Origin of the sequence: Serratia sp. 2880STDY5682894 (assembly GCF_001537385.1) — a bacterium.
GTDB classification, from domain to species: Bacteria; Pseudomonadota; Gammaproteobacteria; order Enterobacterales; family Enterobacteriaceae; genus Serratia; species Serratia nevei.
Genome location: NZ_FCJA01000005.1, coordinates 255,642 through 282,138, shown reverse-complemented (window position 1 = coordinate 282,138; position 26,497 = coordinate 255,642). Strand labels below are relative to the sequence as shown.

Genomic DNA, 26,497 nt, shown 5'->3' with positions numbered 1-26,497 from the left:
GCTGTAAAGCGGGCGCAGCACGCCCGCCCGCTTATTAGATAAGCTCCAGCGCGATCAGTTCTTCGATGGTTTGCCGGCGGCGGATCAGGCGCGGCTCGCCGTTTTCGAACAGCACTTCAGGCAACAGCGGACGGCTGTTGTAGTTGGAGGACATCGATGCGCCGTAGGCGCCGGTGTCGTGGAACACCAGATAATCACCGATCTGAACCGGCGGCAGCTCGCGAGTTTCCACGCCGCCGCCCGCCTGCTGGGTGAACACGTCACCGGATTCGCACAGCGGCCCGGCGATCACCGTTTCGCGCAGCGGTTGCCCCGAGGTATCGCGCCCATCGGCCGGCAACAGCGAAATATGATGATAGCTGCCGTACATCGCCGGGCGCATCAAATCGTTAAAACCGGCGTCCACCAGCACGAAGTGGCGGCTGCCCATGTCTTTTACCGCCCGCACTTCGGCCACCAAGACGCCCGCTTCCGCCATCAGGAAACGCCCCGGTTCGATCTCCAGCTGCACCGGATGCCCCAGATGCGCGGCGATGCGTTCACGCGCCCGGTTCCACAAACCGAAATAGTGTTCGGTATCGATCGCCTCTTCGCCGTACTGGTACGGGATAGACAGGCCACCGCCGGCGGAAATGGCGCTGATGTCATGACCGAGATCGATCACCTGCTGCACCATCGCATCGCAGACCCGTTCCAGATGCTGGTAATCGACGCCGGAACCGATGTGCATGTGCACGCCGATCAGCTTCAGGCCGTAGCGGCGGATTTTCTCCACCGCCTGCGGCAGGTCGGCATACCAGATACCGTGCTTGCTGTTCTCGCCGCCGGTGTTGGTTTTCTGGCTATGGCCGTGGCCAAACCCCGGGTTAATGCGCAGCCACACCGGGTGCCCTGCGGAAACCTGGCCGAGCTGATCCAGCATGTCGATGGAACCGGCGTTGACCGGGATCTTCAATTCGCTGACGCGCGCCAGCGTGGCGTGATCCAACACGTCCGCAGTAAACACGATCTCGCTCGGTTCGCCGCCCGGCTGAAAACCGGCCCGCAGCGCCCGCTCGATCTCGCCCAGCGACACCGAATCCACCTTCACGCCCTGCTCGCGCATCAAGCGCAAAATATGAATGTTCGAACAGGCCTTCTGCGCGAAACGGACGGTATCGAAATGGCGCAGCTGAGCGATGCGCTGGCTGATGATGTCCGCATCATAGGCCCAGACCGGGCAGCCGAAACGCTGCGGCAAGGCCAACAGGTTAGCGGCGTTCAACGCGGTGGAGGTGTCGTGCAACGGGCGTGGCATGGCGATATTCCCAATTCGAAAATGACGGCAGATAACGCCATAGTGCCGCACGCTGAATCGGGTGGAAAATATCTATTTAGCCGTAGTCTATTCATTTATGATATGGCTTTCCCCTTAATCGAGCGGCCTCACCATGCACAGCATCTCTTTGCGGCAGATCGAAATTTTTCGGGCGGTGATGACCACCGGCAACCTGACCGAGGCGGCGGCCCTGCTGCAGACCTCGCAACCGACCGTCAGCCGCGAGCTGGCGCGCTTTGAGAAGCTGATCCGGCTGCAGCTGTTCGACCGGGTGCGCGGTCGCTTGTCCCCCACGGTGCAGGGCCTACGGTTGTTCGAAGAGGTGCAGCGCTCCTATTACGGCCTCGATCGCATCGTCAACGCCGCCGCCGGCATTCGCCAGTTTCAGCAGGCACAGCTGTCGATCGTGTGCCTACCGGTATTTTCTCAATCGCTGCTGCCGGCGGTGTGTCGGCCCTTTATCGAACGTTACCCGGAAGTCAGCTTCAGCGTCATCCCGCAAGAGTCGCCGCTGCTGGAAGAGTGGCTGTCTGCCCAGCGTCACGATCTCGGGCTGACGGAAACCACCCTGACGCCGGCGGGCACCGAGCGGGTGACGTTGATGACGTTGAACGAAGTCTGCGTGCTGCCGACGGGCCACCCGTTGCTGGTGAAAGATCGGCTGACGCCGCAGGACTTCGCCGGGCAGAACTTTATCAGCCTGTCGAGCACCGACAGCTATCGCCACCTGCTGGATGCGCTGTTCGGCGAACAGGGCGTCGAGCGCCGCATGGTGATGGAAACGCACAGCGCGGCGTCGGTGTGCGCCATGGTGAGGGCCGGCGTGGGGGTGTCGATCGTCAACCCGCTGACGGCGCTCGACTATGCCGGTAACGGTGTGCACGTGCGGCCGTTCAGCATCGACGTGCCGTTCACCGTCAGCCTGATCCGGCCGCTGCACCGCCCTTCATCGGCGCTGGTCACCGCCTTTATCGACCACCTTCATCAGCAGGCCGCCGCCTTTGCCGCCCGGCTGGCCGCCGCCGTCAGGCGCTGAAATCGGCGTGGGAATATTGCCGAAGCATCAGCGCAGCGTCGCCTGCCACTGCGGATCGGTGGCGAACCACTCCACCAGAAAGTCCAGCATGGTGCGCAAGGTGGCGGGCATCTGGCGGCGTGAGGTATAGATGCCGTAGATGCCCATCGACTGCGGCCGGTAATCCGGCAGCAGTTCGACCAGCTCGCCGCTGGCCAGCAGCGGCGCCGCCGAATAATAGGGCTGCATGGAAATGCCTGCCCCCTGCACCGTGCCGGCCATCAGCACCACCGACTCGTTGGCGCTCAGGTTGCCGCTGACCGCCACCGCCGATTTCACGCCCTGAGCATCGAAGTGCCACAGGCTTTTGCCGAAATAGGAGTAGGTCAGGCAGTTGTGCAACGCCAGGTCCTGCGGTTGACGCGGGGTGCCGTGCGCCGCCAGATACGCCGGCGCGGCGCACACCACCGATGCGCAGGTGGACAGCGGGCGGGCGATCAGGTTGGGATCCAGCTCGTTGGTGATGCGCAGCGCCAGATCGATGCGCTCTTCCACCAGGTTCACCGCCCGGTTGTTCATCTGCAGATCGACCGCCACCTGCGGGTGACGCTTCAGATACTGAGCGGCGGCCCCCACCAGCGCCGTTTGCCCGAGCGACTGCGAACAGGTGATGCGCAGCAGGCCGCGCAGCTCATCGCTCTGCCCTTCCTCCACCAGGTCGATCTCCCCCGCCAGCGCCAGCATTTGCCGGCAGCGTTCCAGAGTACGCTCCCCGGCGTCGGTCAGACTAAGCTTACGGGTAGTGCGGTGCAGTAAACGCGCCCCGGCCCATTGCTCCATCTGTGCCAGGTAGCGCGTCACCATCGCGCGCGACATCTCCAGCGTTTCCGCGGCGGCGATCATGCTGCCGCGATCGACGATGGTGACAAAAACCTCAGCGGCGGTAATGCGATCCATGATTAGTCCGATTTATGCAACGAATAATTGCTTATTATCCGGTTTTTCTATCGCTTTATGCAACCTAACATCATTACAACATTAACCGATACCCAAGGACCTCTGCCCATGTTTAAGAAATCACTGTTAACTCTGGCCTTCACCGGCGTCGCCACCCTCAGCACCTACGCCACCGCGGCCGATACCCTGACCATGGAAGTGTATAACCCGGGCGAGAAAAGCGTGTTCCCGGTGTCTTCCGAAATCATCAGCGGCAAACACGAAGTGGCGCTGATCGACGCTCAGTTCCAGCGTAACGATGCCGAAGCGCTGGTGAAAAAGATCAAGGCGACCGGCAAGAAACTGACCACCGTTTATATCAGCCACTCAGACCCGGATTTCTATTTCGGTCTGGACGTGATTAAAGCGGCCTTCCCGGAGGCGAAAATCATCGCTTCGCCAGGCACCATCAAGGACATCAACGCCACCAAAGACGGTAAAGTCGCCTATTGGGGCCCGATCCTGAAAGACAACGCGCCGAAAACCGTGATCGTGCCGCAGCCGCTGCAGGGCGACAGCTTCACCATCGACGGCCAGAAAGTGGAAGTGAAAGGCCTGAACGGCCCGACCCCCGATCGCACCTTCGTGTGGATCCCGGCGCTGAAGGCGGTCGTAGGCGGTGTCGCGGTCGCCGGTGACAACATCCACCCGTGGATCGCCGACAACCAGAGCGTGGAATCGCGCCAGCACTGGCAGCAGACGCTGAAAAACATCGAAGCGCTGAAGCCGCAGGTCGTCGTGCCGGGCCACTTCCTGCCGGGCGCAGCGCAAACGCTGGCATCGGTGCACTTTACCCAGAAATACCTGACCACGCTGGAAGCCGAACTGCCGAAAGCCAAGGATTCCGCCGCGCTGATTGAAGCGATGAAAAAGCACTACCCGACGCTGAAAGACGAGTCGAGCCTGGAACTGAGCGCGAAAGTGCTGAAAGGCGAGATGAAGTGGCCGCAATAAGCGCCCGTGCGTGATTGAACCAGCCCTGGCGCCGCGGTGAGCTGCCGCGCGCCAGGCGAGGAGTAAAGATGACCGAAACCACTCTGCATTACATTTTCGATCCGCTGTGCGGCTGGTGCTACGGCGCCGCGCCGCTGGTGAAAGCGGCTCAGAGCCTCCCCGGGCTGAAGGTCGTGCCGCACGCCGGCGGCATGATGACCGGCAACAACCGCCGCCAAATTACCGACGAATGGCGCAACTACGTCATTCCGCACGACAAACGCATCGCCGAGATGACGGGCCAGCCTTTTGGCGAAGCCTATTTCAACGGCCTGCTGCGCGACACCACGGCGGTGATGGATTCCGAGCCGCCGATCACCGCTATCCTGGCGGCGGAAAAGCTGGCGGGACGCGGGCTGGACATGCTGCACCGCATTCAGCAGGCACACTATCAGGAAGGCCGACGCATCGCCGACACGCCGGTGCTGGAAGCGTTGGCGAAAGAGCTGGGGTTGCCTTCGGCGGCGTTTATCGCCGAAATGCGTTTCAGCAGCGGCGCGCCGACCGCGCAACACATCGCGGAAAGCCGGGCGCTGCTGGCCAAAGTGCAAGGCCAGGGCTTCCCGACCTTTGCGCTACAGGACAGCGAAGGCCGCCTGCATCTGCTGCCGGCCGGCAACTATCTGGGTAATGTAGAAGCCTGGAAAAACCTGCTGGGCGCCGCCGCGCTGGCGTAACCAACCTTTCTCGCCCCGACTGCCGGGGCGGGTCATTCGACCCGTACGAACCGCCCTTCAGCCCGCACGTTGTGACCGAACCCGCAATCCCCGCGCGTGTGCATCTCCAACGTTTGCTCACCAAACGCCAAAGTGACGTCGCAGACCTGTGCGCTTTCCGAGTCATGCTGATGATAAACAGCTTTGCCGTGCTCGATCGGCAGTTCGGCGGTGAAGTCGCCCATGTTCGGGCCGTAATACAGCCCCATCTGCGGCATGGCGTAGCCGGAGAAATCGATCAGCCAGCGCTCGCCCTGCGGCTTCACCACCACTTCGCTCCACACGCCGCGCCCGGCGTATTGCCAATACACGCCGCCCGGCCCCTGCGGCTGCGGCCGCTGCGCCAGCCGTTGGCGCAACAGGCTCATGTTGTGCTGCGATTTGTCATCGTGCGGCGCCAGCGCCAGATAGGCCTGCGCCTTGAGCAATTCGCCGGCGTGCATCAGCGACAGCGCCACGTTGTTGTAGGCCGTGGCGACGGCCTGCTCGCTCAGGCCGCAAAACTCGCTCCAGGCCGCCTGATCGCGAAAGATGTCGGCAGCTTTGGCGTAATCCTGCCGCTGATAGGCCTTTTTTCCCAGCTCGGCGTAGCTCGCCACCTTTTGGCAGTCGGCGGCGATGTCCGGCTCGTCAATGTGCGCCCAGGCCCGGGCGCTGGCGAAGACGCCGCAGGTCAGCAACAGGGGAACCCAAGCCTTCATCGTTTATCCTTTCTGCAAAAATTCGGCGCCAGTATAACCGCCCGGCGGCGGAGTGTATGCCGCAATTGCGCCCATCTGCGCACCGCTGACGATTCAACCGCCTTATTTCAAACGGTTAGCGAGGTCAAAACTGCTTACAGTCGCGGTTTGTTTGTTACCGGCCCGCGGCCCATGCTGAACAAAATGCCGCAATTAACGAGTCGCTATGAACGCAACCCCCTTGCAGAAACACGCCGTTTGGCAGTTGATCAAACCCTTTTGGGTGTCGGAGGAGCGATGGCGCGCCTGGATGATGCTGATCGCCATCGTCGTCCTGTCGCTCGGCCTGGTCTATATCAGCGTGCAGATCAACCAATGGAACCAGGTGTTCTACGATGCGCTGCAGAACAAAAACTACCCGGTATTCAAGGCGCAGCTGTGGCGCTTTACCTATCTGGCGCTGATCTTCATCGTGCTGGCGGTCTACAAGATCTACCTGACTCAGGGGCTGCAGATGCGCTGGCGGCGCTGGATGACGGAAAAGTTCATGGAAAAATGGCTGGCGCACCAGGCGTATTACCACACCGAGCAGCAGCAGATCGTCGATAACCCCGATCAGCGTATTGCCGAAGATCTCAACGTATTGACCCAATATACCCTGTCGCTGTCGCTCGGGCTGCTCTCCAGCCTGGTGACGCTGTTTTCCTTTATCGACATCTTGTGGCACGTCAGCGGGCCGATGACCTTCGCGCTCGGCCAGCACGCCATCACGCTGCCCGGTTATATGGTGTGGTTCGCGCTGCTGTATGCGGTGCTGGGATCGCTGCTGATCTGGTGGGTCGGCAAACCGCTGGTCATGCTGGGCTTCAATCAGGAACGGTACGAGGCGAACTTCCGTTTCGGCCTGATCCGCATCCGCGAAAACAACGACGCCATCGCGCTGTACCACGGCGAACCGCGCGAGGCGCAGCAGCTGGGCGATCGTTTCGACACCATTCGCAGCAACTGGTGGGCAATTATGCGCATCACCCGGCGGCTGAACATCGCCACCAACTTCTACGGCCAGTTCGCCATCGTGTTTCCCCTGCTGGTGGCCGCGCCGCGCTACTTCTCCGGCGCCATTCAGATGGGCGGCCTGATGCAGATAGCCTCAGCCTTCGGCCAGGTGCAAGGTGCGCTGTCATGGTTTATCGACGCGTTTAACGATTTGGCGACCTGGAAAGCCTGCGTCAACCGTTTGGCCGGCTTCAACGCCGCCGTCGATCAGGTGCATCATCAGCCGCGCGGCGTTCAGCTGCGGGAAGAGACCGCCCATCCGTTAACGCTGGATAACCTCAGCCTGAACTTGCCCGACGGCCAGCCGCTGCTGGCCGGCGCCGAGATGACGCTGCAACGCGGCGAACGCCTGCTGATCGTCGGCCCTTCCGGCTGCGGCAAGTCGACGCTGCTGCGGGCCATCGCCGGTATCTGGCCTTACGGCGCGGGGGCTATCGGGGTAGCGGCCAACGCCAACACGCTGTTCCTGCCGCAGCGCAGCTACATTCCGATCGGCACGCTGCGCGAAGCGTTGAGCTACCCGAGCCTGGCATCGGAATACAGCGATCCGCAGCTGATGCGGGTGCTGGAAAACTGCCGCCTGAAGCACCTGCAGCGCTGGCTGGATACCTCCGCCAACTGGAGCCATCGCCTGTCGCCGGGCGAGCAACAGCGGCTGGCGTTCGCTCGTGCCCTGTTGATTCGCCCGAGCATCCTGTTCCTCGACGAGGCCACCAGCGCGCTGGACGACGAAACCGAACAGTTGATGTACTGCCTGCTGGTGGATGAACTGCCGGACGTAACGCTGATCAGCGTGGCGCACCGCAACAGCGTGGCGAAGTACCACCAGACCTGCTGGCGCTTCAGCCGCAGCGAAGATCAACCGGCGCGCCTGGCGCTGAGCCCGCTGCCGGTATAACCCGCAGACCGACGGCGTTCGTTCAGATGCCGTCGGTTTGCACGTCTTCGCATTTCACCCGGCGGCGCTCATGCCACAGGCTCGTCAGGCCGCGTTTGCCGCACGCCAGCGCCACCTCGCGAAACTCATCCAGGCTCAACCCGTCGCGCTCCAGCATCATTTCCGCCGCCAGCTGCATATTGACGCCGGTCAGCACTTCGCAATCGCCCTGCGCATCCGCCAGTTCGCAGGCGCTGCGGAACGGCGAGCCGCCGAGCATGTCGGTGAGAAACACCACGCCGTCCGGTTGCGCCACCGCCGCCAGCGCCGAGCGCAAGGCGTCGTTGAGCTGCGCGGTGCTCATCTGTTCAGGGAAATCGACCGCCGCGCAGTGCGGCTGCCGCCCCACCACCTGCTCCACCGCCTGCAACAGCCCGGTGGCGAAGCCGCCGTGGCCGGTAATCACAATGCCTGGCATACCCCACTCCTCACAAAATGCCGATAAATTTGCCCGCTACGCCGATCGCTACGGTGACGCCAATCAGCTTCACCGGCGAGAAGCCGCGCTTCATCAGGAAGAAAATGAGCAGCGTGAAGCACAGCGGCAACAGGTTGGGCATCAACTTGTCCAACACGTCTGTCTGCAGCGCTACGCTGGCCTTGCCGGCATGCATGACCAGCGGCGTGGACAGGTGCACATACGAGGCCACCAGTGCGCCGATCACCGTCATGCCGACGATCGACGCGGCATGAGAAATGCGCCGGGTGTGGGTCTTCAACAGCGCCAGCGCGCTGGTGCCGGCCTGATAGCCGTAGTGCGCCAGCCCAAAGCGCAGGCCGAAGTGAAACAGGTTGAACAGCAGCAGGAAGACGATCGGCCCGAACAGGCTGCCCTCCAGCGCCAGCGAAGCGCCTATCCCGGCGCAAATTGGCAGCAGCGTCAGCCAAAACAGCGCGTCGCCGATGCCGCCGAGCGGCCCCATCAGCGCCACTTTCACCGCGCGAATGGTGGAGATCTTCTCCTTGTTCTGTTCCATCGCCAGCACCAGGCCGGACAGGAAGGTGACGTCGAACGGGTGCACGTTGATAAATTCCATGTGCATCTTCATCGAGTTGGCCAGATCCTGCGGGTTGCGGTGGATCTTGCGCAGCCCGGGGATCAGCTGATACAGCCAGCCGCCGGCCTGCATACGTTCATAGTTGAACGACGCCTGCAGCAGCAGCGAACGCCAGGCCATGCGGTTGATGTCGCCGCGCGTCAGCGCTTCGGCGGGTTGGCTGTCCAGATAGTCATCCTGCTCCACCTGGCTGGTGGCCAGCGCCTGCGCCATGCGTTGCTCGGCCTTTTGCGCCAGCAGATCGTCGGAATCGTTAAATGCCATCTTCGGCGTCCTCCTGCGGAGCGGGCCGGGCCGTCGCCTCTGCCGCGCCGCGTTGCGTGTTGAAGAAGTCGATCAGGGCGATCGCCAGGGCACCCAGCGCCACCGCCAGGATCGGCAGCTTGAGGAACGTGACCGAGATGAAGCCAAGGATAAAATAGGCCACGTAGGTTTTTTTCATCATCACCTTCATCAGCAGCGAGAAGCCGATCGCCGGCATCATGCCGCCCGCCACCGCCAACCCGTCCAGCAGCCAGCCTGGCGCCTTCTGCACCATGGCGCTGGCCGCATCGGCGCCGAAGTAAATTGGCAGGAATGCCACCACGAAATAGAAGATGAACAGGATGCTGATGCCGAGATAGTTCACCCGTTCGATGCCGCGCCAGTTCAGCTCCTTCACCATGCGATCGCAGCGGTGCATCATCGGCGAGAACAGCGTAAACAGCAGCGTGATGCAGCCCTGCACCGCAATCGAGAACGGTACCGCCACGCCGATCGCCACTTTCGGGTCGGCCTTGGTCAGAATGGCGAACGCGGTGCCGATCACCCCGCCAATCACCACGTTAGGCGGTTGGGCGCCCGCCAGCGGCACCATCCCCATCCACACCAACTCCAGCGTGCCGCCCACCAGCAACCCGGTGTAGACATCGCCCAAAATCAGCCCCACCAGCGGCCCCATCACCACCGGCCGGTGGAAGTGGGTCAGGCCGTCGAACAGGTCAACCCCCGCCAGCCCGGCCAACAGCGCAATCAATAACGCATCCGTCAACATGCTTTCCCCCTGGCTCAAAAGAGCAGTTTGCCGATCGCCTCGCCCGCCTCATCCGGCACCCGGCGCACTTCGCACTCCACGCCCAGCGCCGCCAGCGCGCGAAACGCGGCCACGTCGCCGTCGTCCAGCGACACCGTTTTGTGCACCTGCCGCTTCCCCTCGGCGAAGTGCATGTTGCCGACGTTGACGAACCGGATCGGCACCCCGCCACGCACCAGCGTCAACACGTCCTGCGGCGTTTTGCACACCAGAAAAATCTTCTGCCGATCCGCCGCCTTGTGGATCACGTCGATGGTTTTCTGCAGCGTGAAGTAGCGGGTCTGCACCCCTTCCGCCACCACCATGTCCATCAGGTTCTGCTGCACCGGATCGGCGGCCGCCTCGTCGTTGGCCACCACCACCAGGTTGGCGCCGAGGGTGTTGGTCCAGGTCACGCCCACCTGGCCGTGCACCAGGCGGTTGTCGATGCGGGTCATTAAAATGTTCGGCATGCTAGCGGCCCTCCGGGTAGCAGGCGGCGTGATAATCGTCGAGCACCTGCGTCACTTTATGCAGCACCCACTCCTGCGGATCGGCGCTCAATTCGCCGGCGTTCATCGCCCTCGCCTGATCCGGCAGGTACTGGCTGAGCAGCGCCAGCGGCGCCGGGCTGCGGCGCAGGTTGTCCAGCAAACCGTCGACCGCCTGCTGCACCTGCGGCTGCGGCCAGTAGTAACGCACCCGATCGCTCAGGCTGTAGTGGCGATCGAGATACTGCTGGTGCGGCGTGCCGTGGTAGTAGCGGCTCCACTGCTGCGGCTGCTCGCGCATCACCTGCTCCAGCGTGGCGCACAGCTGCGCCGACTGGCGTTCCCCCAGCCATTCACGCTCGATGCGATCGAGGGCGAACAGCGCTTCGCGCAGCGCGAAGGTCAGCGCCGGCCCCACCTTCAGGATGGCGAAGTGATCGCGCACCAGTTGGCGGTAGGCCTGCGGTGGTTGGTAGTCCGTAGAGTGCGCTTCATAGATCATGCCCGGCTGCCGTTCGATGAAATGGCTCAATGCGTCGGCGCGCTGCGGTTGGTAATGCTCAACGCTGTGGTGATCGAACTCGACGCCCGGCTGTACCACCAGCGCGATAGTTCGCTGCCAGGCATCGTTCAGCTCGGCTTTTTGCCAGGCGATGCGGTGCGTTTCCAGCGTTTGCGCCACCGCCTGCGGCGTGGTGACCTGCAGACCCGCCAGCGCCTCCTGCGCGCCGCCCGGCACCGGCACTTCGGTGCCGATCACATAAACCGGCGCTTCGCCGCCGCTCTGCGCCCAGGCCCGCTCCGCCACCGCGCACAGGCGCGCCGCACGCTCGGCGACCGTGGCATCCCCCAGGGGCGAGGGATCGCCGGCGCACGACATGGAACAATCGAGGTGAATTTTGCGAAATCCGGCGCGAACGTAATCGTCGATCAAGGTTTCCGCCAGCGCCATCGCCTCCTGAGCCGGGCGATCTTGCCAGGCGTTGGGCCCCAGATGATCGCCGCCCAGCCACACTCTCTCGCGCGCCAGGCCAACCTCATCCGCCAGGCGCCACAGCGCATCGCGGAACTGGGCCGCCGTTTGGCCGGTATAGCCGCCGAACTGATTGACCTGGTTGGACGTCGCCTCTACCAATACCGGCGTGCCGCGCGCTTTGGCCTGCCGCAGCGCGGCCTTCAGAACCCAGGGATGGGCGGAACAGACGGAAAAGATCCCGACCGGCATACCGGCCTTGTGCTGCTCGACAAGCTGTAACAACTGCTGCATGAAGCCCCCATGCAGGCGCCCTGCTACCGATCGGCGATGATGACCTCCACGCCCAGCTCGGTTAACGCCCGCTCGTAATCGTCCGGAAGACGGCTGTCGGTGATCAGCCGATGGATTTGTCCGGCTTCGCGAATCATGCAAAAGCTCTTGCGACCGAATTTGCTGGCATCCGCCACCGCGATAATCTCGCGCGCCACCTCGCACATTACGCGATTGAGGTGCGCCTCACCGGGGTGAGGCGTGGTGATGCCGGCGCTCAGATCGAACCCGTCGACGCCCAAAAACAGCTTGTCGAAGCGGTACTGACGCAATTGCTGCTCGGCAGCCGGACCGTAGAGCGAGTAAGAGTTGCGACGCACGCTGCCCCCCAGCACCATGACCTCCACCCCGTCGTTTCCCGAAAGCTCGTAGGCAATGTTCAGCGCATTGGTCATCACCACCAGATCGCGCCGCCCCTTCAGGAACGGCACGATCTGCGCGGTGGTGGAACCGGAATCGAGGATCAGCGCATCGCCGTCGCGCACATAGCCGGCCGCCGCGTTGGCGATCAGCGTTTTGACGTCGCGATTCAACCGCCCTTTGTCCCGCAGCGGCCGATCGAAAGCGAATTGCTGATTGAGCATCGCGCCGCCGTAAGCGCGCAGCGCACACCCTTTTCGTTCCAGAAAGCGCAGATCGTTGCGGATCGTCACCGTGGATACCGCAAACTGTTTGCTGAGCTGCTCCACGCGCACGCTGCCGTGCTCGCATAACAGATCGATGATGTGTTCACGTCGCTTTGCGGTATTCACTGGCATGAGCTGCGGTCCTCAGGTTTCCGGCATCGCCGGGGAGAAGATGGCTTTCGCTCTACTGCGCTGGCATTACAGCAAAGCGAAAGCAATGAAATTGTGATCGGGCTTACAGCCCCGTTTTAGCAAAAAAACCGCCAAAAAACCTTTCGAATCGAAACGGATCGAAAAGCCAAAAAGCGGAAAGGGGGAAAAGTGAAATGCCATGACGGGCGCGAACGCCGGGGGGCCACGGAGCCGGCGGTGAGGAAAGCGAAAGCGGCGCATGGCGCGCCCCGCGCCATGACTTTTAGTTCACTCAGTGACCAGGATCACATAATGGCAATTATCCTGCGGCCGGCAGGGGTTAACCGCCATCATCCCGCCGGCCCGTCCCCTTGTCAGCGTGAGCCATCTTCCCTACACTTGCGATCGGATACCGCCAATTTGTCGGTACGTAAGCGTTAACGTCAATCAACGCATCACGCCATGCAGCACTGATTGACTGCATGCCCTGGTGCGAGGAACCCATGCCGCAACCCGCTTCATCCCCAACGTCCACCGCGACCCCGCGTCGCCGTTTACACCGCCCTGTCCTGCTGATCGTCGGCATTATGCTGATCGCGGCCAACCTGCGCGCCGCCCTGACCAGCGTCGGCCCACTGTTGGAGCAGATCCAGCAACAGCTGGCGTTGTCCGCCACCGCCGCCGGCCTGATCAACTCGTTGCCGCTGATCCTGTTCGCCGTTCTCTCGCCATTGACTCCGGCGCTGGCGAAACGCATCGGCATCGAGCGCACCCTGGGCCTCGCCCTCGCGCTGCTGGTCTGCGGCATCGCGCTACGTTCCCTGCCGCAAGACGCCATGCTCTGGCCGGGCAGCATCCTGATCGGCGCCGCCATTGCCTTCGCCAACGTGGTGCTGCCGACGCTGGTGAAAAGAGATTTCCCGCATCGGGCCGCCGCGATGATCGCCGCCTATGCGGCGGTGATGTCACTGGTTGCCGCCATCGCCTCCGGTCTGGCGGTGCCGCTGGCTGCCCTGGCCGACCTCGGCTGGCGGTTCTCTTTGCTGTTCTGGGGTTTGCCCGCCTTGCTGGCGCTGCTGGTGTGGCTGCCGCAGCTACGGCGCTTGGCCACTCCCGCCACCAAAGAACCGAAGCCGACGGAGCCACAGCGCTATCGTTCTCCCTGGGGCAGCGCGCTGGGCTGGCAAGTGGCGATGTTCATGGGGCTGCAATCGATCGCCTTCTACACCATCATCGGTTGGTTCAGCGCCTTTGCCGCCAGCCACGGCACTTCCGCCCAGCAGGCAGGATTCGAGCTGTTCGTTTACCAGGTGGTCGCGATCGTCGCCAACTTTGTCATGGTGGTGATTTTGCCGCGGGCGCGCGATCAGCGGGCAATCGCGCTGGGCAGTTCCCTGCTGATCTTTATCGGCGTCGGAGGATTATTGGTGCAACCCGCCAGTTCACTGGTGTGGCTGACGTTTGCCGGGTTGGGGGCGGGGAGTTCGCTGGTGCTGGCACTGTCGTTTTTTGGCTTACGCAGTCAGCATCATCATCAGGCGACGCTGCTGTCGGGTATGGCGCAATCCGTCGGCTATTTGTTGGCGGCGCTGGGGCCCACGTTGTTCGGCCTGCTGCACGATCTGACGGATGGCTGGCGTTTGCCGCTGATCGTCCTGCTGTGCCTGACCGTTTTGCAAATGCTGTTCGGCGCGCTGGCCGGCCGCAGCCGCGTGATCAGCTAGCGCCGTTGGGCGATGGGCCGTGCCGGCTCAGGCGCGCTATCCTGCCACAAGTCTTCAATGAAGGCGCGTTGCTCATCGCTCAACACCCACGAAGGCGGAATTTTGGACTGCGCACGACGCTGTGCGCCCTCACGGTTTTTAGCCTGCTTTTTGTTCACAAGTCGCCTTCCTGCTTAACCTACTTAATTCAGTAACCAATAAATCACGGCGCCGATGAGTAGCCAAAACAGCCCACTCCCGATAAATACGCACAGCCATGCTTTACGTTTGATATCTGATCCATCCTTGCTCACCACAGCGCCCTCAACCAATAGATTAAACCATTCAAATTGAGATTATTGATCTATTTTAACGATCGATAAAGTCGTTTTTTCCTATGGCATTTTAAAAAACTGCTGCTACCCATAGACCTGCACTGCAGCCTCAGTAAGGACGGCACCGTGGATACCCTTGTTATCGGCAGCCGTTAACTTGTATTGATAGGCGAACGAATGTGCAGTGTGCCACACCTTGAGAGGTCAAAATTAAACCACTGGTAAATAATTCAGCAGTCAATTATTTGACTGGTCATAAGGCAAATCGGCAACAGACCGCGCTGAAGGGGGGAGAGAAAATGAAGCGACGTACTGAAATCCTGCGGGGGAGCACCGGCCCGTTTTAGTCTCGCCCGGGCCGGCGTGAGTTAACCGATTCTACTGACGGAATCCCGGCTGGCGTGTTCACGCTCAATGCCGGTCAACTCGCGTAAATGGCCTGAGCGCATCTCAAGCAGCCGATCGGCGTGTTCAAAGTAGTGATCGTCATGGCTGATGGCAAACACCGTTTTGCCCAGCGCGCGCAATTCAGGCAACAGCTCGCGATAGAAAATCCGCCGGAACTGCGGATCCTGATCTGCGGCCCATTCATCCAACAGCAGAATATCGCGCTGCTCTGCCACCGCCAACAGCAGAGCCAGGCGTTTACGCTGCCCCTGCGACAGCTGCGGGTTGGTCACCCTGGTGCCGTCGAACTGCAGTTTGCTTTTCATATTCAACCGCTCGAGCCAGCCGGCGACCAATTCCGCATCGGGTTCACCACCTTCCGGCCCCTGCAAGCGATCGAACTGATGAAAATCGGTGAAAATCGCCGAAAACAGCCGACGGTAGTCCGGCATATCCGCCGCGGTCTGTGCGACGCCATCCAGAACGATGTGCCCGCTCACCGGTTGGTACAACCCGGTCAACAACATCGCCAGCGTTGACTTGCCGCTGCCGTTGCCGCCGATCAGAAAGACCAACTCACCACGGCGCAGCGTCAGATTGAGCGGCCCGACGGCAAAACCGGGCTGCTGTTCGGTATCCGCATAGTGAAAAACCACGTCGCGTAGCTCCAGCGTCTGCCAGGAACGGCCAACGGCGGCAGGAAACGCCGCTTGATACTCGGCCAGGCGCAGCGTCTTCAGCTTGTTAAAGGCCACTTCGGCGCTGACCAGCGTCGGAAACGCCCCGACCGCCTGCAGTAATGGCGTGCGCAAGAACAGCAGCGTCAGTGAATAGGTAGCGGCCACCGCCGAGTCCGCCCATCCCAGACTGTTGGCCATAAAGAACACCAGCCCAATCGCGCCCAACATCATGATATTTGACCAGTTGAGCGCGCTCAGATGGAAGGTGTCGGCGCGAATGATATGGTAGCGATAAGCTTGCGCATCGGGCTGATAGGCCTGTTCGTACAGCGCCTGCGCCCGCTTGCGGTTCAACGTCAGCTCCTTACGACCGTCAATCACCGACTCATAACGATGATAGAGACGCTCTTCAGACTCACGCAAACTGGCCATATGACGATAAACCCGTGACACCAGGCAGCCGCTGCCCACGACGGTCACTGCCACCCAGACTGCCGTGACCGCCAGCATTTTCGGTGATAGCCACCCCAGATAGGCCGCCGCCCCCAGGGTTAAAATCACCCCTTGAACCAGCTCAGGCAAGCGCACGAAGGCGACGGTAATATTGCGGATATCGCTGGACAGGCTGGCCAACAATGAGGCGCTACCCAATTGTTCAAGGCGTTCAATATCGGTATCCAAAATGCGCTTCACCAGCTGCCCACGCAGGCGATAGACGAAGTAATGGCCCAATGTCGTCAGCGCCAATTGCGAGCCCAGCGTGACCGCCATCAGCAATGCCAGCAGGGCGAGAAACATCGGCAGCACGGCCAATGCATTGCCGCCGGCCTCCATCAGGTATTGATTGATAAATGCAATGATACCGATGCCTAAACCGGCGCTGGCCAGGGTCAGCGCCATGACAGCCAGAAATGGCCAACGGTACTGGTGATAAACCACCCGTAGCAGTTCCATGAAAAAACCTCTGAAGTCGCGATCTGGCAGGCATTGTAAGCGGCGTGAGAATGAGATCAAGACGAATTCTCATCACAATTTATCAAGCACCGATCAGAGAGAGAGGGTATCTCATGGCTGTCTGACGGATGAAAACTCTCCATGGGGCTCTTACAGAGATGCTAAATATTCGCTAATTAAATAGCCTCATGAAACAAATAAAATAACCATATAAAATACAAAATATATTCACTTGAAAAATGAAAAAATAGAAAAGATAAAAAAACCATCTATTAAAAAATGAAATTATTTATTTCCTTTGCCGCCCATTATGCTCCAATGCTTTAATAAAACTTCATGATATAAATCGCCAACATCAAAGACGCAGGAAAGAAAAATGAAAAAAAGGAAATTTCTCAGTCAGGTTGAAATTGAGCAACTGATTGCTGCCGTGCATGAGGGGAAAAATAGCATTCGAGATCGTTGTCTACTATTAATGTGCTTTATTCACGGTTTGCGGGTTAGCGAACTGCGTGCTTTACGCCTGGAGGATATTGAGCTTACCTCCAATCGGATCCATATATCCCGGCTGAAAAACGGGTTTTCCGTTCAGCATCCGATCCAACCGCGAGAACGGCAGGCGCTGTTACATTGGTTGGCCCAGCGGACGAGCTATCCTGACGCAGAAGCTCCATGGTTATTCCTGTCGCGCCACGGCGGACAAATATCACGTCAGCAGCTGTATCGATTAATGAGAATGTATGGCGAAATGGCCGGTATTAGCGTTCAGGTCCATCCTCACATGTTGCGACACTCCTGCGGCTACGCCCTTGCGGATAAGGGGATCGATACGCGTTTGATTCAAGATTATTTAGGACACAAAAATATCCAGAATACGGTGATCTACACCGCGACCAACGTAGAACGATTCCGCGCAATCAGCATTTAATCTCACAATGAGAATAACTACGCGGGACCTCGTCCTTTGCTAAACAGCGCATCGAGTTTGGTACAAACATCAGATGGGAAGATGCAGCCCGGCACGTCATCAACGGCCTACTCCAGCACGACTTTAACGCCGAGCTGCTTTTCATGCCTCAGCGCCCAGGGGCACGCCGCACTGGTTATGCTAGCGGTAAACCTGCCGATAAATCATAACGCCATACCCTTTCATTAAAGGCTAGGTCCCCTTTGACCATTTCCCCCCCAATTGCCGCGTAATATTGCCGTGCAAAGAAAACAGTTCGCTGTCATTCTTTACCTGCAGTTTACGCATGGCGCTGCATTTATGCGCGCTGATCGTCTTGATGCTGCGGCGTTGCAACTCGGCGATTTGCCGCAGGCTCATACCGTTAAACAAAAAGGCCAAAACGTCGCTCTCACAGCGGGTCAACTTTCGCGTGCTAACCTCCTCTCCACTCACGGAAGGCGCCAGAAAAGCCCCAATCTGCGGACTCAACACACGTTCCCCCAGCAACACGCGATTAAAAAACTCCGCCACCAGCGGCAAAGCGTCATCTCTGGCAACGATGCTGACATTAGGCTGGTTCAACAGGCGCCCTAACTCTTCTGCATTCTGGCAGCAGGTATAGACGATTACCCGCAAGTCGGGCAGCTGCGTGCTCAGAGCCAGCAATGTTTCTCTGCCCTGAGCCACGGTCTCATCTTCGCCGTCCATTTCGGTAATCAGCACGTCGGCCTGCTGATAGACCACGCTGTCCGCCACCGCGCGGACGCTGGTTTCCTTTACGACGACTTTTGCCTGGGTTGGCAGCGTTTTTAAAAAACTCGCCAACCCTTCCAACGTTAATGGACATCTGTCCATTATCGCTATGTTCAGCGGTTGCTGACGCCATAAATGCATAATCTGCTCCTGTGCTTGCTTAGCCGAAAGGCATTTCGCGCATGCCTAGCGAACAAAGGATGAACCTTGCGCAGCCATCCATTTCCCCTGAAGGTACAATTCCCCATCGCTGTGAAATCCCAACTTCAACATCGCATTGCGTTTATGGGTGCTGACGGTGCGTATATCACGGCACATCGTTAACGCCACGTTGGTTACGCTTTTACCGGAAAACAGCTGGGTCAGCACATCCAACTCCTTCGCCGTCAGGGGCTTGTCAGCCGTCGCTTCATGCAACTGACGTTGACGCACCCGATGGCTGAAACTGCTGCAGCCCGTCAAAACCTGTTGGACGCAGTGAGTCAACGCAATGGCCGGCTCCTGCTTCAACATCAGGCCGCTGATGCCGGAGGCGATCAGTTGCCGCAGCAGTCTGGGTTCATCCAGCGCCGTGCAAATGACTATCGCGGTGTCCGGCGAGTTTTCGCGGACTTCAGCGATCAACCGGAAACCGTCCAATACCGACTCTGATTTACCGCACAAATCCATCACCAATAAGCGGTGCACATGCTGAGTGAATAAGGTTCTCAATGCCACCAGGTTAGTCACCTGCCGAACGTTGTCGGGCTGCAGGCCGCAGGACTCAATCAAGCGATTTCTCATCCCCAACGCCGTGATGAGGCAGGGCTCCATGATGGCCACGGCCCCCGTCGTTGCCTTACCGGCCGCCAAAGTCGCTCTTGATGGATAATTACTATTCATATCATCACCTTAAATCTGTCGTTAGCATTCCACTTAGGACGGTCTTTTTGTCTACTGATAGACAAAAGTGACCTGCAGGACACCCTCTATCGAGCCAGGCGTAGAACCGCCATTGGTGCTGTATGCCCGCGCCCGCAAATTGAATTTGGCTTCATGCGTCGCCTGATTAACTGACTGGGTCATGCTCTTGCCATTGCCCAGGTTCGCTCCCTGGTTGTTTTGCAATTCAATTTGGACCCGACGAGAACCGCCGGTGCTTTTATATAAGCTGGTGCTTTCCTCAGCGGCCGTCCCGCTGAAGGTCGCGACAACTGACGTGGTGGTACTCGGACAGTTTTTTAGCGTCAAAGGGAACTCCACCCAAGGGCTGGAGGCCCCGGAGGTCGCCAGGACGGCGGCGGAAATGTCATCCCCCAGATTGACCGAAATCGAGCCGTTTGCGCCGTCGATTTCGCAGGGCGCCGCTTTGATGTTGCCGGTAATGACGAGTTTTGATGTGGCTTGCGCTGTCGGCATGGCCAAGAGCAACAGGCCAGCCAGCGCCAATTTGCAGCTGATACCGCTAATAACCTTCCCCATACTTTATTCCTTCTCGTTAAACGCCGGGCACGGCCCGCTACCGTTGAAATATCCGTTTATTGAATTTCTGCCTGAATGGTCGCCGTTGCATTGAACTGCCCGACGGCAGGGAGCTGGCCGGTGGTGTTGATCGGATAGATGCTGATCCGTGAACTGCCACTCTGATTGGGATATTGGAAGTTATCGATTGGCAAGCGCCCGCTCTGAGGCCGAATCACATTGCCCTGCATATCCTTAATCATCACGCCAATGTCGCGATTGCTGGTTTTCAGCGCCTCAGGCATGCTGCCGTCAGCCTCGCCGCGGAATGACAGGCTGACCTTGACGCCGGCGGAAATATTGCGACAGGCCAGCGTCAGCGTTCTCTCTTCTGGAGTAAAACGGGGCGGCATCGCGCCCTTGGTTTGGATATTCGAGGTCAAGATGTCGCCAAAATTGACCGTAACCACTTGCGGATCGATAACACAACTCTGCGGCACGGTGACGGTGCCACTCATGGATATCGTGGAGACCGGCACATCGCTTTTCACGCCACTCGCCACCGAGACATAGGTGTCCACCAGGCGGGTGCTGGGGATTGTGGTCACGCCAACGAAAGGGCGGCGGAAATACAGATGAATTCGCCCGCGAGCGCCGCTGTTGTAGGGCGTGCTGGCACAGGATTCGTCATCGCCATCCATATCGGTCTTAAAGTTAGACTCATTGGTGAACGGTGCGGCAATAAACTCATTGCGATATCCCGCCACGAAAACTTCGCTCGCGACCCCCAGGTATTCATTCAACGCGTAATACGTTAACCCCCCGCTGCTGAATACCGGCTCGCTCAGCAGCATTTTGGCGGTGACATAAGACGCCGTACGCGTCTGGCATTCGCACTTCACCCGATAAGAACCGGGCAAATTCCAGTTGCCGCCGTCAGCATTCTTAATAATCCGCCCCACCACGTTTTGCGACGGGTCGGTTAAAACCGGGGAAAAGAGGAATGAAAACCCATGAGTCCCCGAAATAGGAGCACACTGCCCGAAAGCCGCCTGTACTTGTGGTGCGCTGAACGTTGCGCACGCCAATAGCCCGCCGACGATGATCCCTCGTTGAATCGATATTCCTGTCGCCATCATATGTACCTTATAAACACTGCCCGTTAACGAGACGAATCCCACCGCTCTCGAGCTGATTAGCCAATTGATAGTTGACCTGACATTGCTGAGCCGCGTCATTGCCCCACTTCACCCGCAGCTGCCCACTCTCCGCCAGGCCGGCCAGATAAACCTGGCCACCGTCGCCGACGATGCCGGCATTGTCAGAGGGGCTGTTGAGATTGCTGACGGTGGCGCCGAACGGCACCGGGTCACCGCTGCGCGTCAGCAAGGTCAGCAACACGCGGGCACCGACGTCCGGATTGAAGCGGGCACGCACCACGGCGCCGCGGGTTGGGATCACCGTTTGGCTGCTCAGCGTCATGTCGACATCTTCAGCAAAAGATTCACCGTCCAATCCGACGATATTGCGCCGGTAAGGCGTCAGGTAAGGCACGACCGCATAGCCGCGCCAATCGGTGCTCACCCCGGTTTGGTTCAGGACATCCACCCCTGACGCGCCGGGCGCCTGCACCAACGCCACCGTATCGCCCAGCGGCTGCGACAGCGTGACGCCGTTTTGGTGCACCAGAACGCCACCCTGTACGCCGTAGTTCACCTGCCGGCGATGGCGATCGTAGCCATACCCCAGGTTCCACTCGGCGAGGGCGCCTTTGTAGTCTGCCTGAATATTGCCGTTCGCCCCCACGCCCCTGCCGGTATAGCCCTGGTTGATGCTGTAGTTGAGGTTATTGCCCGGCAAGGCGGTACCGCTCAACCCAAGGTTATTGCTGGTAGCGCCATTGCGGCTGGCGTTCATGCTGTAGGTGGCATAGCTGCCCGGCAGCCATTTGCTGAGCGGTACGCTGACGTTGAACGCTACGATATGGTCACGAATACTGCTGCGATTGCCGTTACTGTCGTAGCCGTTCTGGTTGAAGGTGTAATTCAGCCCGTAACTGACGGCCTCCCAGCTGTTGTTGTAGCTGAGGCTGACAGACTGCGAACGGCGGTTATCGTCCCAGTAGTCTTCGTTAAACAAGCTGAGCGACAACGTTCCCCCCTGCTCCCACAGGCTTTGGCTCATCGTCAGCTCGGCGCGACTCTTCTTGTGATCGTTATAGATAGCGCTGTTGCCGCCGTAGCTCTCCAGCGCCTCTTGCAGGTTATAAAAACCGCGCGTGGAATAGCGGTAGCTGGCCAGACTAAAGTTGGTGCCGGTTTCAATGAAGTTCTTGCCGTAACGCAAACGCCATGACTGCCCCTGCTCCTTCGGCCGGGTTTCCTGCTTGGTCCAGGCCTGGGTGACATCGGCAGACAGCGCGCCCACCGCCCCCAGGTTCTGCCCCCAACCCAGCGCCAGGGACTGATACTTACTGGCCGCCTGCACGCCGCCATACAGCGTGGCCCCCCACGGAAGACCGTAGATCCCGGTCGCCTGGCTGAACGGGCGTTCATCAACGCCACCGCCGTATGAACGGTATTTCCCGCTGGTCAGGCTGTATTTAAAACGCCCTTCGCGCTGCAATACCGGCACCACGGCGTACGGCACCACAAAATGCTGCTCCTGGCCGTCAGCCTCACGCACGTTCACATTCAAGTCGCCGCTGCCGCCCGTGGGATACAGATCGGTAATTTCAAATGCCCCCGGCGGCACATAGCTTTGATAAATCACATAGCCGTTTTGCCGGATTACGATTTGCGCATTAGTACGCGCGATCCCGCGCACCACCGGCGAGTACCCTTTCATGCTGTCCGGCAGGATGTCGTCCTCAGAGGCCAATTGCCCCCCACGGAACTGCACGCTATCGAACACATCGCTGGGCGTTGTGCTGTCCCCCAGGGTCAGGCGGCTTTGCAACGCAACGATATCGCGCTGCAGGTAGGTGTTGATTGAGCGCCAGGAAGAAGAACCGCCGGTGTAATGGTTCCAGATCGAATAGTTACGCAGGCGCCAGGCGCCCCAGTTGATGCCCGAGCGCAGATTGAGGTAATAGTTATTGTTGTTTTGCCGTTCGCTGTCGCGCATCTGGTTATTGGCGCCGCTGAAGTTGTAATTGACCAACAGCGCCGGTATGCCGGAGTCCCATTTATCCGGGGAAACGTAGTCGCGCGCATTCAAGCGCAGTGCCGCTTGCGGGATGCTCAAATTCAGCCTCAGCTGATTGAACAGGAATACCGCAGAGGCCTGTGGAATGGTCTGTGCCAGGTTGACGCAGCTATCCCCGGGCACCATCGCCGGAAACATGGCCACCCTCACGCCCAGTTCCGCCAATTTTTCCGTGCTGAAACAAGGCTGCAGCGCTTGCTTCCCGTCGGCTCCCGGCATAAGCCGAAACTCGACGTCAAGGCTGTCGATCTGTTCGCCGTTAAGGTAAAGATCGACCCGGTAGTTCCCGGGCGCCTGGCTGCTGTTCTCCTCAAACACCGAGAGATCGGCGCCGCGCAGCGCCGGATTATCAATTTCCAGCAGCGCCGGGTTGAAATAATCGCGCGCATGAGCCGTGCCGATCGAGCTCAGCAGCGCCATTTGGCAAGATATCAGGCCGGCCAGAACCGATCGCGCCCCTGGTAAACCAATGCAATTCGGGTTATTCATCCTTTTAACTCCCTGTCCCGATTGGCTCGGCCCGACGAAGAATCAGGTAAGCCGAACGCCTGCTCCAGCGTTATCCCAGAGCAAAAAAACACGCACCGCGGCCCGGTTATAACGTGCTGGTGAAGGTCTGGCCGGTGCCGCCATAGTCGTTGATGATTTGCCAGCTCAGGCTGCCACCTGCGCCACTTGCCGTCGGCAACGGGAAACTGGCGCTCGCCTGCGGCGCCACCATGGTGTTGCCGGTAATGGCGCGGCCATTCAGCTTCAAATTGAAAAAGGTGAGGTAGTAGGGAGAAGGGTTGGTCACCTGCAAACGATCGCCGCTGCGCCGCCACGTCACTTTACCGGCCGCCTCTTCCAGATTGCCGACGAGCCCCTGCGGGCGATAAATCAGCTTGATGCGGGTCTTGATCGCAATTTGCAGCGTGTTCTCTTTCTTTTCCACCGAAGGAATAGCCTTCACATTCAGCCAATACAGCGACTCTCTGTCCGTCGGTAAATTGCCGCCCGCACGTACCACGCGCAGCAGGTTATTTTGGCCCCCGTCTAAGCGAAATAGCGGCGGCGTGATAATAAAAGGTGCTTTCGCGCTATCGCCCTCTTGCGCATCGACCCAGGATTGGATCAGATAAGGCACCGCATCCGGATTGTTGATATTCAGAGCAGACTCTTTTTTACCGCCGTCATAGATGAGGCGCGTCCCACCCACTACCACGCCGGCCTGTACCGGAGCCCAAAGCGTCATCAACAACGCCGCCGTCAGCGCAAAGTATCCAGCTTTCATCTCTTTCTTCCCGTTCCCATCACCGATGAACAAGAGCCAGAGAACACGCCCTCTGGCTCATTTTTCTAACTGTTTCGCCGCCGTGACGGCATAGCCTTACTGATAAACGATGGTGAAGTTGGCCGTAGCGTTGGCGCTACCGACGGAAACGTCGTCATAAGCGAAATAGCGCGCGACAAAGCCCAGAACGTTGTCTTTGTTCTCTGCCAGCGTATAGACGCGGGAATCGTTGCCGATATTGAGCACGTTGCTGCCGTCGTCCAGCAGCTGTACGCCAATACCGCCCGCGACCCCGGCACTGCCGGCACCGGTCAGTTGCAACAGCCCGGACTGCCCCTGCACCTGAGTGCCGTCAAAACGCACGGTGGCGCCGGTGACGGTGGCCGGGCAGTTTTTCAGCACCAGGTTGAAGGCTTTGGCGCCGGCGGTTTTAGACAGGGTGAATGCGTCTTTAGCGATCTTACCCAGAGCGACCTGCTTGTTCTGGGAGTCCGGATCGACGGTGCAAGACTGATCGGTAATGGTGCCAGTGATATTCAGCGCGCCGTCAGCAGCAAATGCAGAGGGGATAAATGCGGACGCGGTCAATACAGCTACAGCCAACAGATTCTTTTTCATCCTACTTTCCTTAAAATTATGCAAAATATGCATGGGTTTATTTCCGACATATCCTTAATGTCATTCCTTTTATTTAGTTCCATGAATGTGAAGGGCCGTAGCCAGACTGATTAATGGCTTCGGGCTTATTCACCCAAACGATTCATTTTGAACTAAAGTGACTCCTTTGGTTTTTAAAACCAATAAAAACCCATTTAACAGGATTTAAAACCAGCTGAGTAACAAAGTGATATTAAATCAGACTAAAAAACCAAGACGTAAACTCAATGATTTAAATCCGCGGATTTTTGATTAGGATTTTGCTTAGATTAAGAGGAGGTAGGGGATACGAGAAAAAATCACAACACACTGTTTTCAAAAAGAATTAAGCTTTAAGCAGGAAAGAGGGCATGGGAATATTGACATTGTTTTTACGCGTCCTTACAGTATGTTTCAGTTTAGTTCAAAGTGACTCCTTATCGTTATTAACTTAAATCACACTTACCAAATTTCCTTAAAGCGCTGTGCATTGCTGGCGGTATAAATCACCGTATTCTGGATATTTCGGTGCCCGAGGTAATCCTGAATTAAACGGGTGTCGATACCGCGGTCCGCCAATGCAAATCCGCAGCCATGCCGCAGCATATGTGGATGAGCGTTGACCTCCAATTTGGCCACCTTGCTGTAATGGCGAATCAACCCGTAAATACGTTGGCGCGACAGACGGCCACCGCGGTTGGACAGGAACAGCCACTCTTGATCGGCCCAGCGGTGCCGTTGACGCTTATCCAACCAGCGCCGCAGACATTGTCTTTCGCGCAGATAGAGCGGATGGACGGTGGAAAAGCCATTTTTCAACCGATGTACATAGATATTACCGCCTTCCAGATCGATATCCGATAAGCGCCACCCCCCTATTTCGCTGGCGCGACACCCATGAATAAAACACATATAAATCAAACAATAATCGCGTTCTGGATTCTTTCCCTGCAGCGTGACCTCAAGCAGTCTCTCCACTTCGGAAGGCGTCAGATGTTTACGATTAGACATACAACCTCATTACTTTGCTCGGAAAAATGTGGCTGTCATTTTCCTTTTACGTCACCACAATGGACACTCAGGGTAGCCCCTGGCTTATGGATAGGTTCCTGCATCCAGCGCGGAGTATAGCGGATTTGCCGAATGCGAACAGCGCGACAGGCGTTATTATCACGGGCATCAACCACCCTTGTGAGTCGCTCTTGCGAATGGGTTCCGCAGATTCCCGGCATTATCACCACACGGCTTCCTGTTTGCTTTAGCTTGCGTTATCACTGCCTGGCACGATGTGGCGTAAGATTGATAAATTAACCGGCAAAACAAAGAATATTCCTAAAAAATATTGCCATGTCATTAACACTCGCCATTAATAACACCGCCAAAATGAGAATGAAAAACCGCCATCACGGGTTCATATTAACCTGACGGATAAGCATTAATAATTATGGATATCGATAACAGAGTGAAACTGGAAGGGTAAGAGATGAAATGGCAGTCACAACAGACGAAAAAAACCCAGGCCTGACCTCAACAAGCGATCGCCTGGGGGGATGAAATTATTGACGGATTATCACGTGGCACAATTCACCGAGCGTCAACTCAGGGTGTTCGATAAGCATTTCCGCAGTGAGCGTAATGCCGAATTCTCGCCGAACCACCAGCATCAGCTCCATATAATCCAGGCTGTCCAGCCCAAGCTGTTGTAGCGGCATATCTGCCGACAGCTGCGTTCTCTCCAGCCCTCTGGCTTCGTACAACATGCCGCAAATCGTCTCATATAACCGATGATACTTTTCCATAGGCCC

Annotated in this window: 26 protein-coding genes; 6 read left to right on the top strand and 20 right to left on the bottom strand. The window is 58.6% G+C overall.

The features are described from left to right. Positions 1 to 34: 34 nt before the first annotated feature. Complete coding sequence (gene lysA / locus AWX27_RS13930; protein ID WP_049202160.1) at positions 35 to 1,297, bottom strand: diaminopimelate decarboxylase; 1,263 nt, start codon at positions 1,295 to 1,297, stop codon at positions 35 to 37. Positions 1,298 to 1,430: 133 nt separating this feature from the next. On the opposite strand from lysA, the gene AWX27_RS13925 reads away from it, so the two are divergent. Then, entirely contained in the window at positions 1,431 to 2,354 is a 924-nt protein-coding gene (locus AWX27_RS13925; RefSeq protein WP_060422988.1) for a LysR family transcriptional regulator, read from the top strand. Positions 2,355 to 2,381: 27 nt separating this feature from the next. Here the strand turns inward: AWX27_RS13925 and AWX27_RS13920 are convergent, their stop codons facing one another. After that, positions 2,382 to 3,290, bottom strand: a complete 909-nt coding sequence (locus AWX27_RS13920) for a LysR family transcriptional regulator (RefSeq protein WP_060422984.1) — start codon at positions 3,288 to 3,290, stop codon at positions 2,382 to 2,384. 108 nt (positions 3,291 to 3,398) lie between these two features. On the opposite strand from AWX27_RS13920, the gene AWX27_RS13915 reads away from it, so the two are divergent. Together AWX27_RS13915 and AWX27_RS13910 are read left to right on the top strand one after the other, a co-directional pair. Beyond that, complete coding sequence (locus AWX27_RS13915) at positions 3,399 to 4,283, top strand: MBL fold metallo-hydrolase (protein WP_033635778.1); 885 nt, start codon at positions 3,399 to 3,401, stop codon at positions 4,281 to 4,283. Positions 4,284 to 4,351: 68 nt separating this feature from the next. Next, a complete protein-coding gene (locus AWX27_RS13910) occupies positions 4,352 to 4,999 on the top strand; it encodes a DsbA family protein (RefSeq protein WP_038878652.1) in 648 nt (215 codons plus the stop codon). A gap of 32 nt (positions 5,000 to 5,031) precedes the next feature. Here the strand turns inward: AWX27_RS13910 and AWX27_RS13905 are convergent, their stop codons facing one another. Beyond that, positions 5,032 to 5,739 carry a hypothetical protein gene (locus tag AWX27_RS13905; RefSeq protein ID WP_060422980.1) on the bottom strand — a complete coding sequence of 236 codons (708 nt, stop codon included), beginning with the start codon at positions 5,737 to 5,739 and terminating at the stop codon, positions 5,032 to 5,034. Positions 5,740 to 5,944: 205 nt separating this feature from the next. Here AWX27_RS13905 and AWX27_RS13900 point away from each other — a divergent pair, with 205 nt between their 5' ends. Beyond that, on the top strand, positions 5,945 to 7,672 hold the full coding sequence (locus AWX27_RS13900) for an ABC transporter ATP-binding protein/permease (RefSeq protein WP_060422974.1): 1,728 nt from the start codon (positions 5,945 to 5,947) through the stop codon (positions 7,670 to 7,672). 22 nt (positions 7,673 to 7,694) lie between these two features. Here the strand turns inward: AWX27_RS13900 and agaF are convergent, their stop codons facing one another. Genes agaF through agaR form a run of 6 tightly spaced genes read right to left on the bottom strand, consistent with a single transcriptional unit; the run spans position 7,695 to position 12,375 of the window. Beyond that, positions 7,695 to 8,129 (bottom strand): PTS galactosamine/N-acetylgalactosamine transporter subunit IIA, encoded by a 435-nt coding sequence (gene agaF / locus AWX27_RS13895; RefSeq protein ID WP_060422970.1) that lies wholly within the window; start codon positions 8,127 to 8,129, stop codon positions 7,695 to 7,697. 10 nt (positions 8,130 to 8,139) lie between these two features. Next, positions 8,140 to 9,033, bottom strand: a complete 894-nt coding sequence (locus tag AWX27_RS13890; RefSeq protein ID WP_016929936.1) for a PTS system mannose/fructose/sorbose family transporter subunit IID — start codon at positions 9,031 to 9,033, stop codon at positions 8,140 to 8,142. Next, positions 9,023 to 9,802: a PTS N-acetylgalactosamine transporter subunit IIC gene (gene agaW / locus AWX27_RS13885; RefSeq protein ID WP_019455697.1), complete on the bottom strand. Its 780-nt coding sequence runs from the start codon at positions 9,800 to 9,802 to the stop codon at positions 9,023 to 9,025. Before agaW ends, AWX27_RS13890 begins: the two co-directional genes overlap by 11 nt. 14 nt (positions 9,803 to 9,816) lie before the next feature. Continuing rightward, entirely contained in the window at positions 9,817 to 10,293 is a 477-nt protein-coding gene (gene agaV, locus AWX27_RS13880) for a PTS N-acetylgalactosamine transporter subunit IIB (RefSeq protein WP_019455696.1), read from the bottom strand. Between the two features lies 1 nt (position 10,294). Beyond that, the gene (locus tag AWX27_RS13875; RefSeq protein WP_060422965.1) at positions 10,295 to 11,578 is read right to left on the bottom strand and encodes a D-tagatose-bisphosphate aldolase, class II, non-catalytic subunit; all 1,284 of its coding nucleotides are present in this window, start codon (positions 11,576 to 11,578) and stop codon (positions 10,295 to 10,297) included. Positions 11,579 to 11,601: 23 nt separating this feature from the next. Next, the gene (agaR, locus tag AWX27_RS13870) at positions 11,602 to 12,375 is read right to left on the bottom strand and encodes a transcriptional repressor AgaR (RefSeq protein ID WP_004931804.1); all 774 of its coding nucleotides are present in this window, start codon (positions 12,373 to 12,375) and stop codon (positions 11,602 to 11,604) included. Between the two features lie 503 nt (positions 12,376 to 12,878). Between agaR and AWX27_RS13865 the strand changes: the two genes are divergently transcribed. Beyond that, entirely contained in the window at positions 12,879 to 14,099 is a 1,221-nt protein-coding gene (locus AWX27_RS13865) for a CynX/NimT family MFS transporter (protein ID WP_060422961.1), read from the top strand. A 182-nt stretch (positions 14,100 to 14,281) separates the two neighbouring features. On the opposite strand, the gene AWX27_RS24595 is transcribed toward AWX27_RS13865, so the two are convergent. Then, on the bottom strand, positions 14,282 to 14,395 hold the full coding sequence (locus tag AWX27_RS24595; protein ID WP_072265486.1) for a YmiA family putative membrane protein: 114 nt from the start codon (positions 14,393 to 14,395) through the stop codon (positions 14,282 to 14,284). Between the two features lie 386 nt (positions 14,396 to 14,781). Continuing rightward, positions 14,782 to 16,434, bottom strand: a complete 1,653-nt coding sequence (locus AWX27_RS13860) for a multidrug ABC transporter permease/ATP-binding protein (protein WP_055313802.1) — start codon at positions 16,432 to 16,434, stop codon at positions 14,782 to 14,784. 376 nt (positions 16,435 to 16,810) lie between these two features. On the opposite strand from AWX27_RS13860, the gene AWX27_RS13855 reads away from it, so the two are divergent. Further along, positions 16,811 to 17,362, top strand: a complete 552-nt coding sequence (locus AWX27_RS13855; RefSeq protein ID WP_055313679.1) for a tyrosine-type DNA invertase — start codon at positions 16,811 to 16,813, stop codon at positions 17,360 to 17,362. Positions 17,363 to 17,593: 231 nt separating this feature from the next. Here AWX27_RS13855 and AWX27_RS13850 read toward each other — a convergent pair whose 3' ends face one another. The 9 genes from AWX27_RS13850 to AWX27_RS13810 all read right to left on the bottom strand — a co-directional run bounded on the left by AWX27_RS13850 (position 17,594) and on the right by AWX27_RS13810 (position 26,491). Further along, positions 17,594 to 18,277: a LuxR C-terminal-related transcriptional regulator gene (locus AWX27_RS13850; protein ID WP_055313678.1), complete on the bottom strand. Its 684-nt coding sequence runs from the start codon at positions 18,275 to 18,277 to the stop codon at positions 17,594 to 17,596. 45 nt (positions 18,278 to 18,322) lie between these two features. Then, positions 18,323 to 19,018, bottom strand: coding sequence for a LuxR C-terminal-related transcriptional regulator (locus AWX27_RS13845; protein ID WP_055313677.1), 696 nt, complete (start codon positions 19,016 to 19,018; stop codon positions 18,323 to 18,325). Between the two features lie 51 nt (positions 19,019 to 19,069). Further along, positions 19,070 to 19,597, bottom strand: coding sequence for a fimbrial protein (locus AWX27_RS13840; protein ID WP_055313676.1), 528 nt, complete (start codon positions 19,595 to 19,597; stop codon positions 19,070 to 19,072). Positions 19,598 to 19,653: 56 nt separating this feature from the next. Then, positions 19,654 to 20,715, bottom strand: a complete 1,062-nt coding sequence (locus AWX27_RS13835) for a fimbrial protein (RefSeq protein ID WP_080432965.1) — start codon at positions 20,713 to 20,715, stop codon at positions 19,654 to 19,656. A 7-nt stretch (positions 20,716 to 20,722) separates the two neighbouring features. Beyond that, positions 20,723 to 23,272 (bottom strand): fimbria/pilus outer membrane usher protein, encoded by a 2,550-nt coding sequence (locus AWX27_RS13830; protein ID WP_055315562.1) that lies wholly within the window; start codon positions 23,270 to 23,272, stop codon positions 20,723 to 20,725. Between the two features lie 106 nt (positions 23,273 to 23,378). Next, complete coding sequence (locus AWX27_RS13825; protein WP_060422955.1) at positions 23,379 to 24,056, bottom strand: fimbrial biogenesis chaperone; 678 nt, start codon at positions 24,054 to 24,056, stop codon at positions 23,379 to 23,381. Positions 24,057 to 24,152: 96 nt separating this feature from the next. Next, the gene (locus AWX27_RS13820) at positions 24,153 to 24,674 is read right to left on the bottom strand and encodes a fimbrial protein (protein ID WP_060422953.1); all 522 of its coding nucleotides are present in this window, start codon (positions 24,672 to 24,674) and stop codon (positions 24,153 to 24,155) included. A 480-nt stretch (positions 24,675 to 25,154) separates the two neighbouring features. Beyond that, positions 25,155 to 25,703 carry a tyrosine-type DNA invertase gene (locus AWX27_RS13815; protein ID WP_044030581.1) on the bottom strand — a complete coding sequence of 183 codons (549 nt, stop codon included), beginning with the start codon at positions 25,701 to 25,703 and terminating at the stop codon, positions 25,155 to 25,157. 545 nt (positions 25,704 to 26,248) lie between these two features. Next, on the bottom strand, positions 26,249 to 26,491 hold the full coding sequence (locus AWX27_RS13810; protein ID WP_060422950.1) for an acyl carrier protein: 243 nt from the start codon (positions 26,489 to 26,491) through the stop codon (positions 26,249 to 26,251). Between the last annotated feature and the right edge of the window lie 6 nt (positions 26,492 to 26,497).